Here is a 17,145-nt window from a genome sequence, read left to right on the forward strand (position 1 = left end):
CATTGTTATTTTGAAATAAAAAGCAGATGTCGTTAATTTAAAAGCGATTTTGATCTGAAAAAATGAGGTTGTCTTCACAACTAGCGTAATACTTATTCAAACATGCATCCAACCATTAAAAACACCATCGGCGCACTATCAGCATTACTAATAGCCAGCAGCCTGTATGCTCAGCAAAATCCTATTATAAATGGCTACTACGCCGACCCCGAAGGCATTAAGTATGGTGACACTTACTGGGTGTTTCCTACGTTTTCGGCAAAGTATGAAGACCAGGTATTGTTGGATGCTTTCTCATCTAAAGACTTAAAAACGTGGACAAAGCACCCACGGATTGTAGATACAAGCGCTGTAAAGTGGGCTAAACGAGCAATGTGGGCACCCGCAGTTTTACAAAAAGATAAAAAGTATTACCTGTTTTTTGGCGCCAATGATGTACATAAGGGTGAAGTTGGCGGTATAGGCGTTGCGGTAGCCAATAAACCGGAGGGTCCGTATAAGGACTTATTAGGCAAACCACTCATTCAGGACATTGTAAATGGCGCTCAACCTATCGACCAATTTGTTTTTAAAGATAAAGATGGCACTTACTATATGTATTATGGTGGCTGGGGCCATTGTAACGTGGTAAAACTTAAAAAAGACTTTACCGGTATTGAACCCTTGCCCGATGGTTCGCTGTACAAAGAAATTACGCCTGATAAGTATGTGGAAGGTCCTTACATGTTTATTCGCAACGGAAAGTATTACTTCATGTGGTCAGAAGGTGGTTGGACAGGCCCTGACTACAAAGTTGCCTACGCCATTGCCGATTCACCTTTTGGTCCGTTTAAGCGCCTCAATACCGTGTTAGAACAAGACCCAGCTGTGGCCACCGGCGCAGGACATCACTCTGTCATTCACTCGGCTAAAGACAATAAATACTATATCGTTTACCATCGTCGTCCGCTTAATAAAAAAAGTGCTCACGAACGCGTGGTATGTATTGATGAAATGAAATTTGATAGCGAGGGACACATTTTGCCTGTGAAAATGACAGGGAAGGCTGAAGTGGCTTTTTAACGATAACCGTACTATGTTACACGGATGACTTTCATGAATTTAGCTGCGATTTTTAAATGATTTTACTTACTTTGAAGTAAAGCAGTAAAACATCCCCTATTGAGTATAACTATATTGGGCGTGTGTAACTAGCATATAAATAAATAATAAGAATATGCTGTGAATGAGATAATTAATATTACCTTTATAAACCGCCACAATTAATACCCTTCTACTTAGACGTTGCTGCCTCTTTGATCCGGTGATATTTAAGCTTCACGCTTTACAAAATCCCGCAAACAGGTTATGCTAAGAAATAGCTTTTTCAAATATTACCGCGTTTTTAAAAACGACACCATCGTTACAGAGGTATCGGCAAATAATTTCATGCGCGTACCACCTGTACAGTTCAAACGCGGCTTACCTATAGGCGAACCTATAGATGTACTTATCAGCATCCCTTATTTTAAATACTCCCTACCGACCGACGAGAACATGTTTTATGGTTATCTCACTAAAGCCAAAGCCATGGAAAAGGCAAAATCAGGCGCACTTATTTACATCAATGCAATGATTGCTGATGTAGAGCAAAGTATAGCTAAACTCAAGGCATATCGCGTGAGCCACTATGAAGATTTAAATATTAATCTTTTAGATGCCAACATCAGGCGGCTAGAAAAACTAATGAATATCAAATAACATCATAACATGAGTAAAGGAAAAAACGCCGTGAAGAGCGACAAAAAGGCGCCAAGTACAGAGGGCAAAAAAACACCGTCAGATTATCAGTCGGGTAAATCAAGCGTATCAGAACCTGTAACAACTAAAAAGAAAAAATAATGATTATGAAAGACCAGACGGTTACCATGCAGGCTAAAATTTACGTGTACGACTTAAATAATTTGGCACGCGAAAACGGCTTTAAAGCCAACGAAGGCTGGGAAGTAAGCCGCGCAACCAATGAAGAAAAAAAGGAGCTGGAGAAAAAGTATCAATTAACCATATCGGCTAAAGTGCAGCCCGAAATACTGGCGGAATTATTTATAACCGTTAAATCGCAGTTGATATTGTCTAAAAATCTGATGGCTGGTGACAAAAAAACCGAAATGAATTTTGTAGCCAGCAACGATCAGCAGTATTTGGTTGCATTTAATCCAAACAGGCTAAAGGCCTGACATTAAATTACCTGTTTGGGTGTAGATGCCCGAACGGGGCAATACAATAGGCGTCCGCATTACCCGGGCAAAGCCTTCGCTATTTAGGCAAAGGCTTCCCGCGCTATTTGGGAGGGCGGACCTATATGGTTTTTTATAGCCGAAAACAACGAATTAAAATATCTGGTTAAGCGCACGGCTTGCGTTTGATTATCAATCAACGGTATATAAAAGCATTAGGTCTCACAAATCTACGCAACAGTAAAAGCGTCTAAGTACCAAATTAAAGTACCTGTGGGTTATCGATGAAACGTGATTAACGATCAAACAGGTGTGTTATAATACTTTTTTCATGAGGAACAAAAGCGGTACAACCTGCCTTACCAATCCGTTGCCGTTTCGTCAGGATAAAAACCGTCTGCCAAAAAGTAGGCGAACTATCATCATACCAATTCCAGCGGAATGATGGTGAGCACCATTCTAGCGCATTAATACTACGGGAGATCTGACGAGACTTTCCATGATTGAAATTTGACGGGCATGCCTATTATGGCATCCCTGCTACTATTCCAAGCAGTACGTTTAAAAGCATATTCCTGTTCACTTCACTTGTATTTATCTATTGCTCTCCATCACTGCTTCCAAATAAATACGTTTCGGTATTACCCACAGGAAGATTCATCAGATTGCCGGTTCCTAATTGCCACCAAAAACGCAGGCGGGGTTTGTCGGAATTTCCTATCTCGTTCATCGAGTCAGAGTCGAACAGGCGACCGTTAACCATAACATATTTGATGTTATCGCTATTACGTATATCATCTAACGGATTTTGATTAAGTATAATCAAATCGGCGAGTTTGCCAGTTTCCAATGAGCCAATTTCTTTATCCATACCAAGATAAGCCGCACCATTGATAGTTGCACAACGCAGGGCCTGCATAGGCGTAAAGCCGCCCTGTGCAAGCATCCAAAGTTCCCAGTGGGCACCCAAACCTTGCAACTGCCCATGAGCGCCTAAATTAACACGAGTACCACCATCGGCAATTTGTTTAACTGCACGCGCTATATTTATATGACCGTAATCACCATACTCAGATGTTGTACGCCTGCGTGATCGGCCATCTACAATTGATGGCGGTGTAAAACTCAACAGATGTTCATTCTTCCACACCTCGCTGCGGTCATACCAATAGTTTTCTCCAAACTGAGTTCCGTAGCTTACTATCAAGGTTGGCGTATAAGCAGTTTTGCTGGCGTTCCAAAAAGATTTTACATCCTTATAAACAGGCCACACCGGTATGTTGTGTTCAATGCCCGTATGCCCGTCGGCAATCATAGTCATGTTAGTAAAGAAGGTTGATCCGCCTTCAGGTACTACTTCCATTTGTAACTGGCGCGCTGCTTCAATTATTTGTTGGCGTTGTTCCCTACGCGGCTGGTTGTAACTTTTTACCGAAAATGCGCCTACCGCCTTTAACCGGCGCAAGTGTGAAAGCGCATCATCCAAACTGTTTACTACAGCTTTTGAATCGCCATCTGCCCCGTAAAGTATAGTACCGGTTGAGTAAACCCTTGGCCCTACCATTCGCCCTGTTCTTAACATTTCTGCCTGGCTAAATACCATTTCAGTATTGCTCGATGGATCGTGAGATGTAGTAACACCATACGAGAGGTTTGCAAAATAATGCCAGTCCTGCTGCGGAGATATACCATCAGGACTTATACCTAGGTGGCCGTGTACATCAACAATACCCGGCATAATGGTTTTACCGGCAACGTTGTATATTTTAGCGTCTGCGGGTGGCTGCACATCCTTACCAACAGCCATAATTACATTGCGGTCAATTACTATGGTACCTTTATCAATCACTTCCTCACCTTTCATGGTAATGATACGCGCATTTGTAAAAGCAATTTTCCCAGCCGGAACGTCAGCTTTTAATTTCAAGTTGATATCAAGGCCGGCAGTGTCAGCATTTTGTTGTCTTTCACTTGCGCCATCAATAAATGAAAAAGCCGAGCGGATGTCGCGTACATAATACTTCGGCCCCAAGGTCCACATTAGTTTTTGGCTGTCTTTACTCCAATGTAAGTAAGTTCCGGCATCGCGTGTAAGCTTACTAAGTGGTAAAGCCTTATTTGCCGATGATAATTCCTGCGCCCCGCCGGTTAACGTCATAGGCGTTATATAACAATTGAATAACTCGGTAAAAGCCATCCACTTGCCATCAGGACTTGGACAAAACTGTGTAGCATAAGTTGAAGTATATAGCGTTTTAGGAGCAACTCCGGGGCTATTTAAATCAAGCATCTTATAAGCTTTTTTATCGCCCTCAGTACTTTGATAAAACAACTTGGTATCATCAGCGCTAAATTGCGGTTTAATACCCTGATTTAAAGCACATTGCGACACACCGCCTAAAGATGAAACAATGTAAATTCCTGGATTTTTACCAAATGCAAAACCTAGAACATCATTACCCTCGCCTTTACGATATACCACCTTATCGCCTTTGTTATTAAATCGCGGTGAATAGTAAAAACCACGTTCGGTAGTTAAGCGGGTGATATGCTTTGTGTAAAGGTCAACTAAATTAACCGAACCTTTTAACTCATCGCTCCATGTGGTGTAAACAAGCTGGCGGCCATCTGCACTAAAACTTGGCTCATACTCAAACTCCGGTGTTGCGCTTATGCGTTCCGGTTTGCCCGAAGGAAGATCTTTAATATAAATATACCCGGCTGCATTAAATGCAACTTTTTTACCATCGGGCGAAGTGGTGAGCTGACGAATCATCTTCACATTAACTTCATCCTGAAAAACACGCTGCGGAAAATGTAATGCCTCGGTGATAGTTTGTTGCGATGTAACCTCAAATGGAACGTTTACAACATTGAGTGTCAAAATATCAAGGTTCCATATTTTACCTTTTGCATAAAAGATGATATGCAGATTATCAGGCGTCCAGTTAAAGTTTGGATATGTTCCGAATATAGCCCAGGTTTCCTGCTGGTCGTGGCTCAAATTATCATACACAGGAAACTCCTCGCCCGAAGCAAGGTTATGTATATATAAAACTGATTTTAAACGATTACGTTTTACAAAGGCCATCAGCTTACCATCAGGTGAAATCTGCGGCCTGCATGCCCCGCCACTACCACCCGTAACAGTCTCAATTTGCCCTGTAGTACGGTTAAGGCGCTTAATAGCGTATATGCCTTGATTAGGGTCTTTGTTATATTGAAAGGCAGGACCGGGAGTAACATCCTCACTCCAGTAAATATAGGTACCTTTAGGCGATACCACAGGCTCACCCGCATCCTGCTGATCATTTTTACGTTTGGTTAGTTGTATACCCTCGCCCCCACTTTTATGATACATCCATAATTCGCCAGCGCCTAACGAGCGAGTATTAGTAAAATGCTTACGTGCCACAAAATATTGGCCGTCGGGCGTCCAGTAAGCGTTGTTAAGCAACCTGAAGCTTTCTTTGGTTACCGGATGCTTGCTTGCCCCATCTGCTCCCATAATCCAAATGTTGTCGCCACCGTCGCGGTCGCTGGTAAAGGCAATGTTTTTTCCATCAGGGCTAAAACGGGGCTGCACCTCCCATGACTTACCACCTGTTAATAAGGTTGCCTTTCCGCCGGTTACTGGCATACTATATATGTCGCCTAATAAGTCAAAGGCAATCGTTTTCCCATCCGGACTAACATCCAGATTCATCCAGGTGCCTTCATCTGTATTGATAGTTATTTTTTTGCTTTGGCCGGGAGTATTTTCAACGTTCCATTTTTGAGAAAATGCGTTGATAGCAGCAATGGTAAAAAACAGGAAAAGTGCCAGCGGTTTCATAGTGTAAGATTAACACCGCTAAAATAGCAAATGATTGACAGGAGTACTAATAACAGTAAATTAGCTTATACTGATGTTACAAGAATTTGACAACAAATGTATGCGAAAAGCAAATTGTGCGCAAGGATGCAAATTAGCTGATTTGCACTAAGAGTAGTAAAGATGATAATTAGACGGCTATGGCAAAAAAAATACCGTTCCGAATTAAATTCAGATTACAAAAAGGCCGTTAAGCAGCCTCCTCTGTTAAACTATAGGCCAAGAGGTCGTGGTAAAATCAGGCTATAACAAAAACGCCGGAAGACGTAATATCAACCGGCGTTTTATATATTTTACTAGTTCCAACGACCACCGCCGCGGTTGCTATCTTTTTGATAGCCGCCACCGCCACCACGGTTACCACCGCCGCCGTAGCCACCACCACGGTTGCCACCGCCGCCAAAGCCGCCACGGCTACCGCCGCCGCCATTGCTTGGTTTGCGTTGCTCAGCCTGGCTAACTGCAATGCTGCGGCCGCCAACTTCAGTTCCGTTTAAACCATCAATTGCTTGCTGACCGGCTTCATCATCTGCCATTTCAACAAAGCCAAAGCCTTTACTGCGACCGGTTTCCCTGTCAATAATAAGTTTTACTGAGTTTACCTCTCCGTATGCTTCAAAGAGTTGTTTTAAATCTGCTTCCTCTAAGCGATAAGGAAGGCTTCCTACAAAAATGTTCATCAATTTTAAATTATCATTTTATCAAGCATGCTTGCTTAACACCGCAATTAACATAAAAATTTCTGCATTTGTTCAATATTCATCGTTATAAAAAAATTATTTTTTGACGAATTACAATTTTCGCCATTAAATGACTACAAATGAGGCATTTTAAAGCAGATTATGTACTATTAATTAACAAAAAGTTAACGGCCGCGGCTCTTTGAAAGTATGATCATGGTATGGCTTAGCATAGCAGTGCCACCCTCCCAGCCTTCATGCCCGGGAATAACGAAAGCGGCATCACCGTATTTGGTAAATAATTTACGTGCAGCATGTGTCCACTGCTCTGTGTTACTCCCGGGAGTATCAGGGATTGCTTTTGAGTCAAAACTTCGCACTAAACAGCCTCCAAACAACACTTTACTATCCGGAAACCAAACCACCAGGTTATCTAAACTATGCCCTGCGCCTGGGTAAAAAGTTTCAAGTTTTACATTACCAAAGGTTATCGTAGTATCGCTCTCAAATGTATAAGCAGCTTGCTTTTCGTCGCTTCCTGAGGTTAAACTTTGAGTTAATAAGCTGCTGTAAGTTTTCGCCCCATGCTTTTTTAACCACTCAAGCCCTGCAGTGCGATCACTATGATGATGAGTTACAACACATAGAGCAATCTTTTGGTGGTGTTTCTTTTCGAGAGTGTCAGCCAGCTGTATCGTTTGAGCCTCGTCCCATGGGGTATCAATTAATACAATGCCATCATTGGTTACAACATACAACCCATTTGCCGGAAACAAGTCTTCACCCTCATCAGGCTTACCATATGAGGTGTACACGTAAAAATTTTCGTAAAGGTGTGATGTTGAAATTACAGGAGGCTTTCCATCTGCAAAAGTTAACGCAGAATTTGAAAGCAAAACAAACAGTAAAATAACCTTATAAATCTTTGTAAAATCCATTCGGCGGTTCAGTTAATAGTTTCAGTAAAAATCAAATCTAATATTTTAATGTACAAATACAATGCCTTGACCGGCATGACGATTATTGGACTTTAAGGCACCGCCTGCGTTTAAACACTAATAAGCTATAGATTATTTATACCGCATAGGAAATTCATATAACATTATGACGTGTTAAATTGGGGGAACATCATAAAAGATAAAGACGGCGAAAATTTTAATTAATATGCCGTACATACTTGAAAGCCACGCTACTTGTTTAGAATGATTACGAATTTTGCATTTGTGCTTTGCTCAGACGATAATTACAGCAATAATGTATATCTTTGTGTTCTATAAAAATTAATTAATTAATAAGAAAACCGTGAAGATTGTAGTGATAGAGGATAATCCGGATATCAGTGAGATTATGGATTATATACTGAAGGATGATGGTTATGAAGTAATCTCATCTGAAGATGGTACAATCGCTGATCAATTTCACGAAATTAAACCTGATTTAGTTTTAATGGACGAATTATTACCCGGCAAACGCGGTAGTGAGTGGTGCAGCATTATTAAATCAGATCCAAGTAGGCAACACATCCCCGTTGTACTGGTATCAACCATCCCCAATATCGAGCAATTAGCTCAAAAAAGCGGTGCCGACGGTTATTTAGAAAAACCATTCAACATAGGCAGCCTGAGCGATTTAATAAAGGAATTTGCTGCTAAGAAGAATCAATAATCAGAATTATTTCAGCAGGCCTTTTTTAATAACCCTCAGCTGTTGTGATTTTTGTTGCGAACTATTGCAACAAAACGCGCACAATGAGGTTAAGTGTATGCAATAGTTTATAATACACTTATTTATGAAAAAAATAAAGGCCCTATGTGCCTCATTTGCAGCTACAGCCGCTTTAAGTTTGGTTATCTCTTGTCAAAGCTCTCCGCAGCAACAGGACACTAATGATACTACCAATTCTAAAAAGAAAATTAAACGCGGCAAAATCACCAAACGCACACAGGATGGATGCTATGCTAAGGTAAGTGGCCAGCAAATGAAAGACACTTTGTTTGTGAAGTTACATGTGGAAAATGACAAGGTAAGTGGCGATATGATGGAAACGATATTTGAGAAGGACCGCCGTAAGGGAACTATAAGCGGTACTATTGAAAAAGACAACATTATTAAAGCTACCTGGACGTTTATGCAGGAGGGCATGACCGATTCCATGAAAGTGGCATTCAGGCTTACCCATGCAGGCTTAATGCAACAGCCTTTAAAGGTAGATGCAGCTACCGGTCGCCAGGTTCCGGACACAAGCTCACCTTACTCCATATTACTTAAACCTGCTGATTGCAATAAATAAACACTTATTGTTATAAAAGTAAAAAGCACAATCACTAATGATTGTGCTTTTTATGTATATCCTTAACCAGGCAAAGTCGCTTTATCTCGTCCTTCCTTATGGGAAATGGTGGATACTTAAGCTGATCGCCCACCTTCTCGGCTGTGTTGTCAGAGTACGCTATAACCTCCTCTTCGTTTTCAGATGCCAACAGGCGCTTATACATACGGTAATCGCCCCATTCAATGTAATACACCTCCCCTGGCAATATCTTCATATCATGTATAATTTTGAGCGCTACCCAACAGCCATTTTCCAGGTAGGGATACATGGAGTGTCCCCAAACGGGTAAGGCAAAATCACACTCTTCAATTCCGGGAAAATACATGTGCCCTACAGGCTGGCTGTCATTGATATCATTATATACCTCCACACCCGATGCAGTGGCAATTACCTCATACATTGGTATCCCTTGAAACTGTCGTGCCGGCTGCGCCTGCGGTGCCTTTTGTGGCGCCTGAGCTGTAGCTTGTTTTGGCTGCAGATACGAGCTATAAGTTTCTTTAAAAATTTTTAACTTTTCTGTATCTATGTTTTGCCTGCTCTTGATTATTTCTGTAATTGAACTTGCAGAATTAAAGCCTAAAACTTCAGCCAGTTCTGCATTACCATTAAATGCTCTACCTTTTAATTGATTATATAATATAATGAATTCTAAGGTCTCAGGCCGAATTGTTTTTATTTTAACTGATTTACTGTCCATACTTATCGCAAATATGTGGATAACTTTTTCTTGATTAATACAGATATTTCTGTATATTTGTTCTGTACAAAACAAAGAAATACAAAATTTTTGAATTTAGCAAGTTATCTTCTTTGTTTATTATGAAACCAGTATAATCAAACATGATGCACATAGCCTATTCGTTGTTCAAGAACTTAAATGGCAGTTCCAAACGTAACACTACAGAAAACGAAATTGATGAGGTTTTAAAACTAAGGTACAAGGCTTATAAAGCAGCTTGCATCAAACACCGCCAAGAAATTGCGGCAATACAAAAATACTTACCCGGCTGGCAGCCTGATTTTGAAATGTAACAACTGCTCACATTAAATACACCAACACAATGATACCAATGAACCAAAAAACCCGGAATGAACTCTGGTGGCTTATTATTTCGGTAGATTACAATTACAGCCGTATTGCCATAGCAGACCATGAGCTGATAGGGCAAACGCTTACCTTATGGCTTGAGGATAAGCAGGACTATAAAAATACGCTTGATGAGTGCCTTCAACTGCATATACCCGTTAAACATTTTACTAAGCTTATAAAAGCAGAGAACTTGAACAGTTATGAAGGTACAAAATGTCACCCTGTAAAAAACTACGTTTATAAAACGCGTATAGCTATCAACAATCCTTTAAACTGGTATAATTATGACGCTACCGCCACGGAGCAATCCTTTGCCCGCGAAAGCATGCTTAAATTAATACTTACACAGCTGGTTGAAACCGAAGTGTTTTGCCATCAATACAGCTTGGCCTAACTTAGTAAAAGCAACACTCAACCTGATTACTATAAGCTCAATCGCTTTTCAAACGCTATAAATTGAAGACCTGGTTTTTTATTTAAGGTGATTTCACCTCCCGGGTGGTATCCGATTTTGAGAAATAAGTTTTGCATAGGGCGATTAGCTGAATTGGTGTCAAGCCTTAACAGCGGTATTTGCTTTTGAACAGCAACAACTTCACACTGTTGTAACAGCAAAGCAGCTACACCTTTACCTTGCATAGCAGGACTAACCGCTAACCTATGCGCTACAATAGCGGGTTCATCAACATCCCAATCAGGCACCTGAGCATATTCAGGCTCCTGGCCTTCAGTAATGGCAATTACACCCGCTATTTGGTTTTCAAACTCTGCAACCCATAAATAATTGTTTTGAATATCAGATTCAAAAACTTCAGCATTTGGATAGGTATTGTCCCACTGCCTGTTACCTGCAGCTTGCATAACCGGAACCACCTGCTGCACAAGTAGCATTATGGAACTTATATCATTTATTGTTGCTAAGCGTACGTTCATTTAATAGTATTTAATAAAGAAGCCAATCTAAAAAGTGAAAAATCTATGAAAGGCGTTTTGACAGAGATTTAAGATTAAGGCCTATTGCTTGTTTTGCTCTTCCGTATTCTTTTCAACTTCTTGTGTACCTACGCCAACAAGCCCTTCACTGTGCTCTTCAGCCTGTTGAGAGGTTGCATAGTTAAGTTTACGAAAACGCCATATAGCAAAGGCCGGCTCCTGGTAGCGATTAATAAGCTTGAAAAATTTTGGAAAGTTATGAACTTCTTCAAGCAAAATACCTGTTACAATTCCATTGTTGTCTAATATCTCACGTATGGTGTATTCTTTATCTTTTGTTATCCATATCTCAAAATCCTGACGAATCTCTTCGGCTTTGTCAGCATCTATTTTATCATTTACACAAACAACTTTATCACCAGGTCTCATGAGTGCAAATATCAAAAATTAAAAATTTGTTTAGGTAATTAAAATCAAACTTCCCCATCGAGAGCCTTATCCTAATGCTAAAAATATTTGCATTTTTCAAAAATTATCCATACATTTACACTTACAATATGCCAATTGGCAACCCTATCATAATGCGATCTAATAAGTATATTTTGTTCCAGAAAGCGCATCACTTACGTGCCAAGGTAGCCGAATATTTCAACTATATAAAGGGTATTTACCATATCGAATTGCTTCCGTTTAAAGCAACAGCCAAAAGCACACCGGAAATGCGCGAACAACGTGTTTGGGACAGAGAGCCTCAACCTCCTACGCTTAGCGGTTTAGCTTTATTTTTGGGTTTTGAAAGCCTGCAGGCATTCCTGTTATATGAGCAAAATGGAGCTTATGCATCAACTTTAAAGCGCGCCCGCTTGCAAATTGAAGCTGAATATGAAAAGCAGCTTACCAGTCAACCCGCAACAGGAGCAATTTTTGCTTTAAAAAGCCTGGGATGGATGGAAAAACAAGCCGAAAAAGACGGCTCTAATTCCGCCCTTAACACTCTTCGTATTGAAATTGTGGCAACCGGCCCTACCCCTGCTCAGCATGAGCGGGAAGTTACGTTATAACCTAAGATAGCACTGGAATCAAGTCGCGGCAAGGCTAAGTATCGTTAATAATCCATTCTAATTTATGCAAGTTGCAACGCTATGCAAACATCAGTATTGTTTAAATTTAATTACGAAAGCAAATCTCAAATAATTGTAAATCAAGGAGGTACAAGCTCTGGTAAAACATATGCTTTAATACAGGTTTTGCTGGCATTGGCTTGTGAACAACCAAAACAAGTAATTACCATTGTTGGGCAGGATATTCCGAATTTAAAATCTGGCGCCATGCGCGACGCGCAAACTATAATAAGCCAGTGGCCAACCTTGCAAAATGCTGTCAAATCATTCAACAAGTCTGATCGCGTATATGAACTGCACAACGGCTCCTTAATTGAATTTAAAAGTTACGATAACGGGCAAGATGCAAAAAGTGGTAAACGTGACTACCTCTTTATTAACGAGGCCAACGGCATTACCTGGGATATATACACAGAACTAGCCCTGCGCACACGTAAACGCGTATATCTTGACTACAACCCTAACGCTGCATTTTGGGTGCACGATGAGCTGTTGGGAAAACCAGGCGTTGAGTTACTTATATCAGACCATAGGCACAATCCGTTTTGTGACGAGCATACACGACAGAAAATTGAAAACTTGCAGCAGTCTGACCCAGAAAGATGGAAGGTTTATGCTCGGGGATTGACTGGCAAGATAACCGGTTTGGTTATAACTAACTGGGTAGTTTGCGAAACAATACCACCTGATGCCAAAAAACTGGCCTGTGGTCTTGACTTTGGATTTACCAATGATGAAACCGGCTTATTGGAAGTATATAAGCAAAACGGCGAGTTATGGGTAAATGAACTTTTGTACGAAACCGGACTAACGAATCAGGATATAAGTGAGCGCATGACCGCTGCCGATTTAAACAAAAATGTGGAGATCATAGCCGATAGTGCTGAACCAAAATCAATTGAAGAATTACGGCGGTTGGGGTGGCGCATCACCGGAGCAAAAAAAGGTACCGACAGCATCAAAAACTCCATTGATATTTTGCGCCGGTATAGGATTAACGTCACTCGCAGCAGTGTGAATTTGCGGCGCGAGCTTGGCCGTTACCAGTGGAAGACTGATAGTGCGGGAAAAACATTAAATATACCAACCGATAGCTGGAACCACTTGATTGATCCGTTGCGGTACGTTGCATTAAATAAGTTAAATATAAACGGAGGCGGTACAGCCCGTACCCGCCTGCCTTACTTACCTCAAAACCCTGCATTTAATGATGTAAACGGGTTGATCTAAGCTCCCAAAACAATGCTCAAAAGGAAGCGCATGTATTAAAACCACTTATAATGATTCAAAAAAAATTTAAAACCATCACAGGCGAATTAAGCGTAGCCATTCCTGAAAAGCTGGATGAAATTAGCCTTGGTCAGCTGATGGCATTGCAGTCTGCAAGCGAGCTGTCTGATCTTGATGCTATCCAAATACTTTCGGGCGTTCCACTTAAAAACTTAAAACAGGTTCAGGACTTTAACGATTTTACGGAGTTTAATGAAACTATTTCATCTTTAGCTTTACAAATAAGCAGTTTGTATAACAGCAACCAAATACCCGATGAGATTACGTTCAATATTGACAACAAACTAAGGAAAGTAAAGGTAGCTAAAAACCTGAGCGTTGAACCTGCAGGAGCCTTCATGGCAGCACGTGATATTATAGTTGAGGAAATGACCCGGCACGCCGCGTTGAACAATAACAATGACGAAGACTGGGAGCATTCATTCAACCCATCGCTAAAAGCATGCAGTCTTATTTTAGCAAATTACTTTTATTGCCGGGCTACACAGCTTCCTTATGATGAAGAACTTGCTGAACAGTTTACTGCAGAGATTGAAAAGCAACCAATTACAAGCATTTTACCCATTGCCAAGTATTTTTTTTTGAGCTTTCCAAACTTATCGAAGCCGAAAACCGGCTTTTGGCATCGCCTTCGTCGGCTTTGGAACAAAGGGCTGGCATTAAAAACTTTGAAAAGTTCAGGTATATCAACACAGTTAATGCATTGGCCGGAGGGGATATAACGAAATGGCAGCTCATTTTAAACATGCCTTACAATAAAGTACTTACCAAATTACTTTTAAACAAAACCGAAGCCGCATTTCAAAAAAAATACACTGAGTTGCTAAGCACTCAAAGCTAAACAAGTAACCAACTTTCTTCAAATAACTAAGTAATTATGCCAGTTCGCAATCATATTTCAAAAATAACGCAAACATTAAGTAATACGCCTGGCTTTGCCTACGGCACTGCCAATGAACTCAATCAACTTGCCGACGATAAATCCTACCCTTGTGTGTTTATGTACCCTCTGCAGGGTATTGATATGCATCCATCCATAAATGGCTCAGTAAGCAATACCTTTTCAGTATACCTCGAATTTTTATATAAAACCGACTTTGGGCAGTACACCGCCGATAATGAAACTTACGTTACACAAGCCTTAACGCTGGCAAATGAGTTTTTAGTGAAAGCCGCACAGTATACCGACGGTAATAGTCGGTACTTTAAAATCACGTCTTCTACCAAAGCCAAGTGCACGCCGGTTTACAACAAGTATGATGTAAATACAACGGGCGTGGGTTTAACGCTCACACTTCAATCGCAATCCTTCGGAACATTTAACTAGCCCTGCCCAAACTGCCATACACGCCAATACCAACACTATGCCTAAATACGCAAAAGAAACCTTTTTAAATAAACGCACCGTTCACCCGTCTATACGGCCGGAGAAGCCGTTTCAACTGGGAGACACATGGATTGGTGTAATTGACACTGAAGACCGCCCTTTAACCAGCACCGGATTACAAACTTACGCCGACGTTTACATAGAGCTATTTGATGAAAACGGCAGGGCAGTTGAAGGCAATTATTGTATTGCCCAATACGAAGAGATAATTAATGGTAGTTCGAATGATATACAAGAAATTGCTATACCAGGCACCAAAATTATTATTGGCAAACAAATGCTCATTGAAGATACTAGTGAAGATAATTATTACTACTATCGGCTGAAAGTATATCCCAATGTAATTGAAAATAACGGTAACTATATACCACCGGGTGTTTGTGACATACAGATAAATTCGGTAGTAGTTGACAAAAAGGAAAGTGCTCCGGGTCGTAAAGACGGGCAGGTAACTATTGTTGCCTCATCGGGTGCGGGAGATTTACAGTATAGTCTTGATGGTGTTAATTGGCAAACCAGTGAAACATTTAATAACCTTGCAGGCGGCGGATACACTGTTTATTGTAAAGATGCAGCAGGCTGTTCTGCTTCATATTATTTCACAGTTGATACAGTATTAAGCCTGCTTGTATCTGATCCATCTGTAACTTTAAACAGCGGTAATGTAAGCAGATGGAGCGCAGCTTTTAACCCAATTGTATTTACTTATCAACGTCGTGATTTAAATGTGACAGCAGTTTTGCCTGCAAATTATGGCAGTCAAACATCATTTAAAGTAAATGGAGCACTCAGCACAGGCAACATTATGTTGACTACCAAGGATAAGATATATGTTAATGCAGGCTACTACGAAGGCGTTTATGATGTGTACTATGTAAATCAGGCAACCAGCGAAGTTTGGATTGATCTGCCCTACACCGATTCACTTAATAACACCGGCTTTATGAACATCAATAAATTCCGGCCCTATTATGAAGTCCAAACAGAAATAACTTATCAGGATACGATGACGGGTTTGATGAGCACAATAAATTGCGTACACCGGCCAAACACCCAAGGCCTAATACGGGCAAACATTTCTAATTTTTTACAGAGCCTCTTGCAAGCCAAAGATGATATGGGCGCAGATAGGCCTAACAGTCGCGATTATAATTTAGGTGCATGTTATCATGTAAAATATACCGAAGGATGGCAAGATCCATCAACGGGCGTAAATGTTAAATCGGCTAGTATCGCAATTGATACGCCTTACTACGTTACCTACTCGGCCAGGCAGCTTGGCGATAGTTATGGCGGAAATATGGCTGCTTATGTACCATTTAAGCAAGTTGATGCACCAAGTAAGCGTGCCAGGTGGTTAACAGATTTTGCCGAACCTGTTTACTCGGCCGGCTACCCTTTTGATATTGGCTTCATATACGGAGATGACTTAGCGGGATTAAGTCTGTATGCAGAAATTACAGCTCTTGATGTTAACAGGAATCCTTTGGGCACGCCAGCTACAACATACCTGCTTAATGAAGATGGATCATTCCTTTTGCAGCAAGACAGCAGTAAACTTGTAATTATACGCCCACCTGTTACAAACAAACCATTTGTAACCGGGCTTGCACAGCGCATTGGCGTAAACAGGTTGCACATAAGCCAAAACTTTGACGTGTATGCCCGCTACTTCAAACTAGATTTAAAATATCGTGATGCTGATGATGAAGAGCGCCAAGTTATGCAAACGCAAATTGTTCGTATTGATGATGCCATTGATTTGCAATCGGTATACCTCCGCTGGATAGGTCTTAACGGAGCTTGGAATTACTACCGCTTTGTATACAACCAGGAAATAACTTTAGATGTGCAAAACGCAGTTATACTTAAAAAGCATGTAAACGATTGGGCAAATCAAGATGCTATTGAAGATGTAATAAGTAAGAGCGCCGGGCTAAAGATGAAAGTTATAGCCGAAGATCTTGCCCTTGCAGACATCAAAGGCTTGCAATCGTTAAAGTATTCGCCCAAAGTACAAATGCTCATCAATAAAAACCCGGTAAAATGGCAAACGGTTGTACTTAACACCGCTACCTTTGCTGAGTATGAAACGCGTAACGGCCAGGCACCTTTCAGCGTTACTTTCAATTTACCTGCACTAAATATACAAACGCAATAAGCAATGCCCGGAAGGGTAATCTTCCAGTTTACCCTTCCGCTTCTCTCCCGCTTTGTAT

19 protein-coding genes are annotated in these 17,145 nt (G+C 40.9%); 13 read left to right on the top strand and 6 right to left on the bottom strand.

From position 1 onward, the window contains the following. Positions 1-102: 102 nt before the first annotated feature. The 4 genes from QZ407_RS15880 (at position 103) to QZ407_RS15895 (ending at position 2,216) form a co-directional block, all read left to right on the top strand. On the top strand, positions 103-1,062 hold the full coding sequence (locus tag QZ407_RS15880; RefSeq protein WP_295772825.1) for a glycoside hydrolase family 43 protein: 960 nt from the start codon (positions 103-105) through the stop codon (positions 1,060-1,062). A 285-nt stretch (positions 1,063-1,347) separates the two neighbouring features. Then, on the top strand, positions 1,348-1,740 hold the full coding sequence (locus tag QZ407_RS15885) for a hypothetical protein (RefSeq protein ID WP_295772828.1): 393 nt from the start codon (positions 1,348-1,350) through the stop codon (positions 1,738-1,740). A gap of 9 nt (positions 1,741-1,749) precedes the next feature. Beyond that, entirely contained in the window at positions 1,750-1,881 is a 132-nt protein-coding gene (locus QZ407_RS15890; RefSeq protein ID WP_295772830.1) for a hypothetical protein, read from the top strand. A 5-nt stretch (positions 1,882-1,886) separates the two neighbouring features. Continuing rightward, positions 1,887-2,216 (top strand): hypothetical protein, encoded by a 330-nt coding sequence (locus tag QZ407_RS15895; RefSeq protein ID WP_295772832.1) that lies wholly within the window; start codon positions 1,887-1,889, stop codon positions 2,214-2,216. Positions 2,217-2,814: 598 nt separating this feature from the next. Here the strand turns inward: QZ407_RS15895 and QZ407_RS15900 are convergent. From QZ407_RS15900 to bla, 3 genes are all read right to left on the bottom strand, one after another. Next, entirely contained in the window at positions 2,815-6,051 is a 3,237-nt protein-coding gene (locus QZ407_RS15900; protein WP_295772834.1) for an amidohydrolase family protein, read from the bottom strand. Positions 6,052-6,386: 335 nt separating this feature from the next. Continuing rightward, entirely contained in the window at positions 6,387-6,770 is a 384-nt protein-coding gene (locus QZ407_RS15905; RefSeq protein WP_157539394.1) for an RNA-binding protein, read from the bottom strand. 185 nt (positions 6,771-6,955) lie between these two features. After that, positions 6,956-7,708, bottom strand: a complete 753-nt coding sequence (gene bla / locus QZ407_RS15910) for a subclass B1 metallo-beta-lactamase (protein ID WP_295772837.1) — start codon at positions 7,706-7,708, stop codon at positions 6,956-6,958. A gap of 376 nt (positions 7,709-8,084) precedes the next feature. On the opposite strand from bla, the gene QZ407_RS15915 reads away from it, so the two are divergent. After that, entirely contained in the window at positions 8,085-8,435 is a 351-nt protein-coding gene (locus tag QZ407_RS15915; protein WP_295773573.1) for a response regulator, read from the top strand. A gap of 124 nt (positions 8,436-8,559) precedes the next feature. After that, entirely contained in the window at positions 8,560-9,060 is a 501-nt protein-coding gene (locus QZ407_RS15920; protein WP_157539397.1) for a hypothetical protein, read from the top strand. Positions 9,061-9,094: 34 nt separating this feature from the next. Here QZ407_RS15920 and QZ407_RS15925 read toward each other — a convergent pair whose 3' ends face one another. After that, positions 9,095-9,802: a S24 family peptidase gene (locus tag QZ407_RS15925; RefSeq protein WP_295772840.1), complete on the bottom strand. Its 708-nt coding sequence runs from the start codon at positions 9,800-9,802 to the stop codon at positions 9,095-9,097. A gap of 143 nt (positions 9,803-9,945) precedes the next feature. Between QZ407_RS15925 and QZ407_RS15930 the strand changes: the two genes are divergently transcribed. Both QZ407_RS15930 and QZ407_RS15935 read left to right on the top strand, forming a co-directional pair. Next, complete coding sequence (locus QZ407_RS15930) at positions 9,946-10,137, top strand: hypothetical protein (RefSeq protein ID WP_295772842.1); 192 nt, start codon at positions 9,946-9,948, stop codon at positions 10,135-10,137. Positions 10,138-10,175: 38 nt separating this feature from the next. Continuing rightward, positions 10,176-10,589 (top strand): hypothetical protein, encoded by a 414-nt coding sequence (locus QZ407_RS15935; protein ID WP_295772844.1) that lies wholly within the window; start codon positions 10,176-10,178, stop codon positions 10,587-10,589. Between the two features lie 29 nt (positions 10,590-10,618). On the opposite strand, the gene QZ407_RS15940 is transcribed toward QZ407_RS15935, so the two are convergent. Both QZ407_RS15940 and QZ407_RS15945 read right to left on the bottom strand, forming a co-directional pair. Continuing rightward, positions 10,619-11,128, bottom strand: a complete 510-nt coding sequence (locus QZ407_RS15940; protein ID WP_295772846.1) for a GNAT family N-acetyltransferase — start codon at positions 11,126-11,128, stop codon at positions 10,619-10,621. A gap of 81 nt (positions 11,129-11,209) precedes the next feature. After that, positions 11,210-11,557, bottom strand: a complete 348-nt coding sequence (locus QZ407_RS15945; protein WP_295772848.1) for a hypothetical protein — start codon at positions 11,555-11,557, stop codon at positions 11,210-11,212. Between the two features lie 74 nt (positions 11,558-11,631). Between QZ407_RS15945 and QZ407_RS15950 the strand changes: the two genes are divergently transcribed. From QZ407_RS15950 to QZ407_RS15970, 5 genes are all read left to right on the top strand, one after another. Next, positions 11,632-12,189 (top strand): terminase small subunit, encoded by a 558-nt coding sequence (locus tag QZ407_RS15950; RefSeq protein ID WP_295772850.1) that lies wholly within the window; start codon positions 11,632-11,634, stop codon positions 12,187-12,189. Between the two features lie 81 nt (positions 12,190-12,270). Continuing rightward, entirely contained in the window at positions 12,271-13,479 is a 1,209-nt protein-coding gene (locus QZ407_RS15955) for a terminase large subunit (RefSeq protein ID WP_295772852.1), read from the top strand. A 50-nt stretch (positions 13,480-13,529) separates the two neighbouring features. Next, a complete protein-coding gene (locus QZ407_RS15960; protein WP_295772854.1) occupies positions 13,530-14,261 on the top strand; it encodes a hypothetical protein in 732 nt (243 codons plus the stop codon). A 155-nt stretch (positions 14,262-14,416) separates the two neighbouring features. Then, a complete protein-coding gene (locus tag QZ407_RS15965) occupies positions 14,417-14,866 on the top strand; it encodes a hypothetical protein (RefSeq protein WP_295772856.1) in 450 nt (149 codons plus the stop codon). A gap of 37 nt (positions 14,867-14,903) precedes the next feature. Further along, positions 14,904-17,087: a hypothetical protein gene (locus QZ407_RS15970; protein ID WP_295772858.1), complete on the top strand. Its 2,184-nt coding sequence runs from the start codon at positions 14,904-14,906 to the stop codon at positions 17,085-17,087. Positions 17,088-17,145: the final 58 nt, after the last annotated feature.

The sequence above is a fragment of the uncultured Mucilaginibacter sp. genome, from assembly GCF_913773635.1.
Taxonomy (GTDB): Bacteria; Bacteroidota; Bacteroidia; order Sphingobacteriales; family Sphingobacteriaceae; genus Mucilaginibacter.

Bases quoted from the DNA above. Each gene is read 5' to 3' on its own strand.
- QZ407_RS15890 (WP_295772830.1), top strand. From the start codon at position 1,750: ATGAGTAAAGGAAAAAACGCCGTGAAGAGCGACAAAAAGGCGCCAAGT.
- QZ407_RS15955 (WP_295772852.1), top strand. From the start codon at position 12,271: ATGCAAACATCAGTATTGTTTAAATTTAATTACGAAAGCAAATCTCAA.
- QZ407_RS15965 (WP_295772856.1), top strand. From the start codon at position 14,417: ATGCCAGTTCGCAATCATATTTCAAAAATAACGCAAACATTAAGTAAT.
- QZ407_RS15945 (WP_295772848.1), bottom strand. From the start codon at position 11,557: ATGAGACCTGGTGATAAAGTTGTTTGTGTAAATGATAAAATAGATGCT.
- QZ407_RS15905 (WP_157539394.1), bottom strand. From the start codon at position 6,770: ATGAACATTTTTGTAGGAAGCCTTCCTTATCGCTTAGAGGAAGCAGAT.
- QZ407_RS15925 (WP_295772840.1), bottom strand. From the start codon at position 9,802: ATGGACAGTAAATCAGTTAAAATAAAAACAATTCGGCCTGAGACCTTA.
- QZ407_RS15880 (WP_295772825.1), top strand. From the start codon at position 103: ATGCATCCAACCATTAAAAACACCATCGGCGCACTATCAGCATTACTA.
- QZ407_RS15935 (WP_295772844.1), top strand. From the start codon at position 10,176: ATGAACCAAAAAACCCGGAATGAACTCTGGTGGCTTATTATTTCGGTA.
- QZ407_RS15930 (WP_295772842.1), top strand. From the start codon at position 9,946: ATGATGCACATAGCCTATTCGTTGTTCAAGAACTTAAATGGCAGTTCC.
- QZ407_RS15970 (WP_295772858.1), top strand. From the start codon at position 14,904: ATGCCTAAATACGCAAAAGAAACCTTTTTAAATAAACGCACCGTTCAC.
- QZ407_RS15950 (WP_295772850.1), top strand. From the start codon at position 11,632: ATGCTAAAAATATTTGCATTTTTCAAAAATTATCCATACATTTACACT.
- QZ407_RS15960 (WP_295772854.1), top strand. From the start codon at position 13,530: ATGATTCAAAAAAAATTTAAAACCATCACAGGCGAATTAAGCGTAGCC.
- QZ407_RS15900 (WP_295772834.1), bottom strand. From the start codon at position 6,051: ATGAAACCGCTGGCACTTTTCCTGTTTTTTACCATTGCTGCTATCAAC.
- QZ407_RS15920 (WP_157539397.1), top strand. From the start codon at position 8,560: ATGAAAAAAATAAAGGCCCTATGTGCCTCATTTGCAGCTACAGCCGCT.
- QZ407_RS15885 (WP_295772828.1), top strand. From the start codon at position 1,348: ATGCTAAGAAATAGCTTTTTCAAATATTACCGCGTTTTTAAAAACGAC.
- QZ407_RS15940 (WP_295772846.1), bottom strand. From the start codon at position 11,128: ATGAACGTACGCTTAGCAACAATAAATGATATAAGTTCCATAATGCTA.
- bla (WP_295772837.1), bottom strand. From the start codon at position 7,708: ATGGATTTTACAAAGATTTATAAGGTTATTTTACTGTTTGTTTTGCTT.
- QZ407_RS15895 (WP_295772832.1), top strand. From the start codon at position 1,887: ATGAAAGACCAGACGGTTACCATGCAGGCTAAAATTTACGTGTACGAC.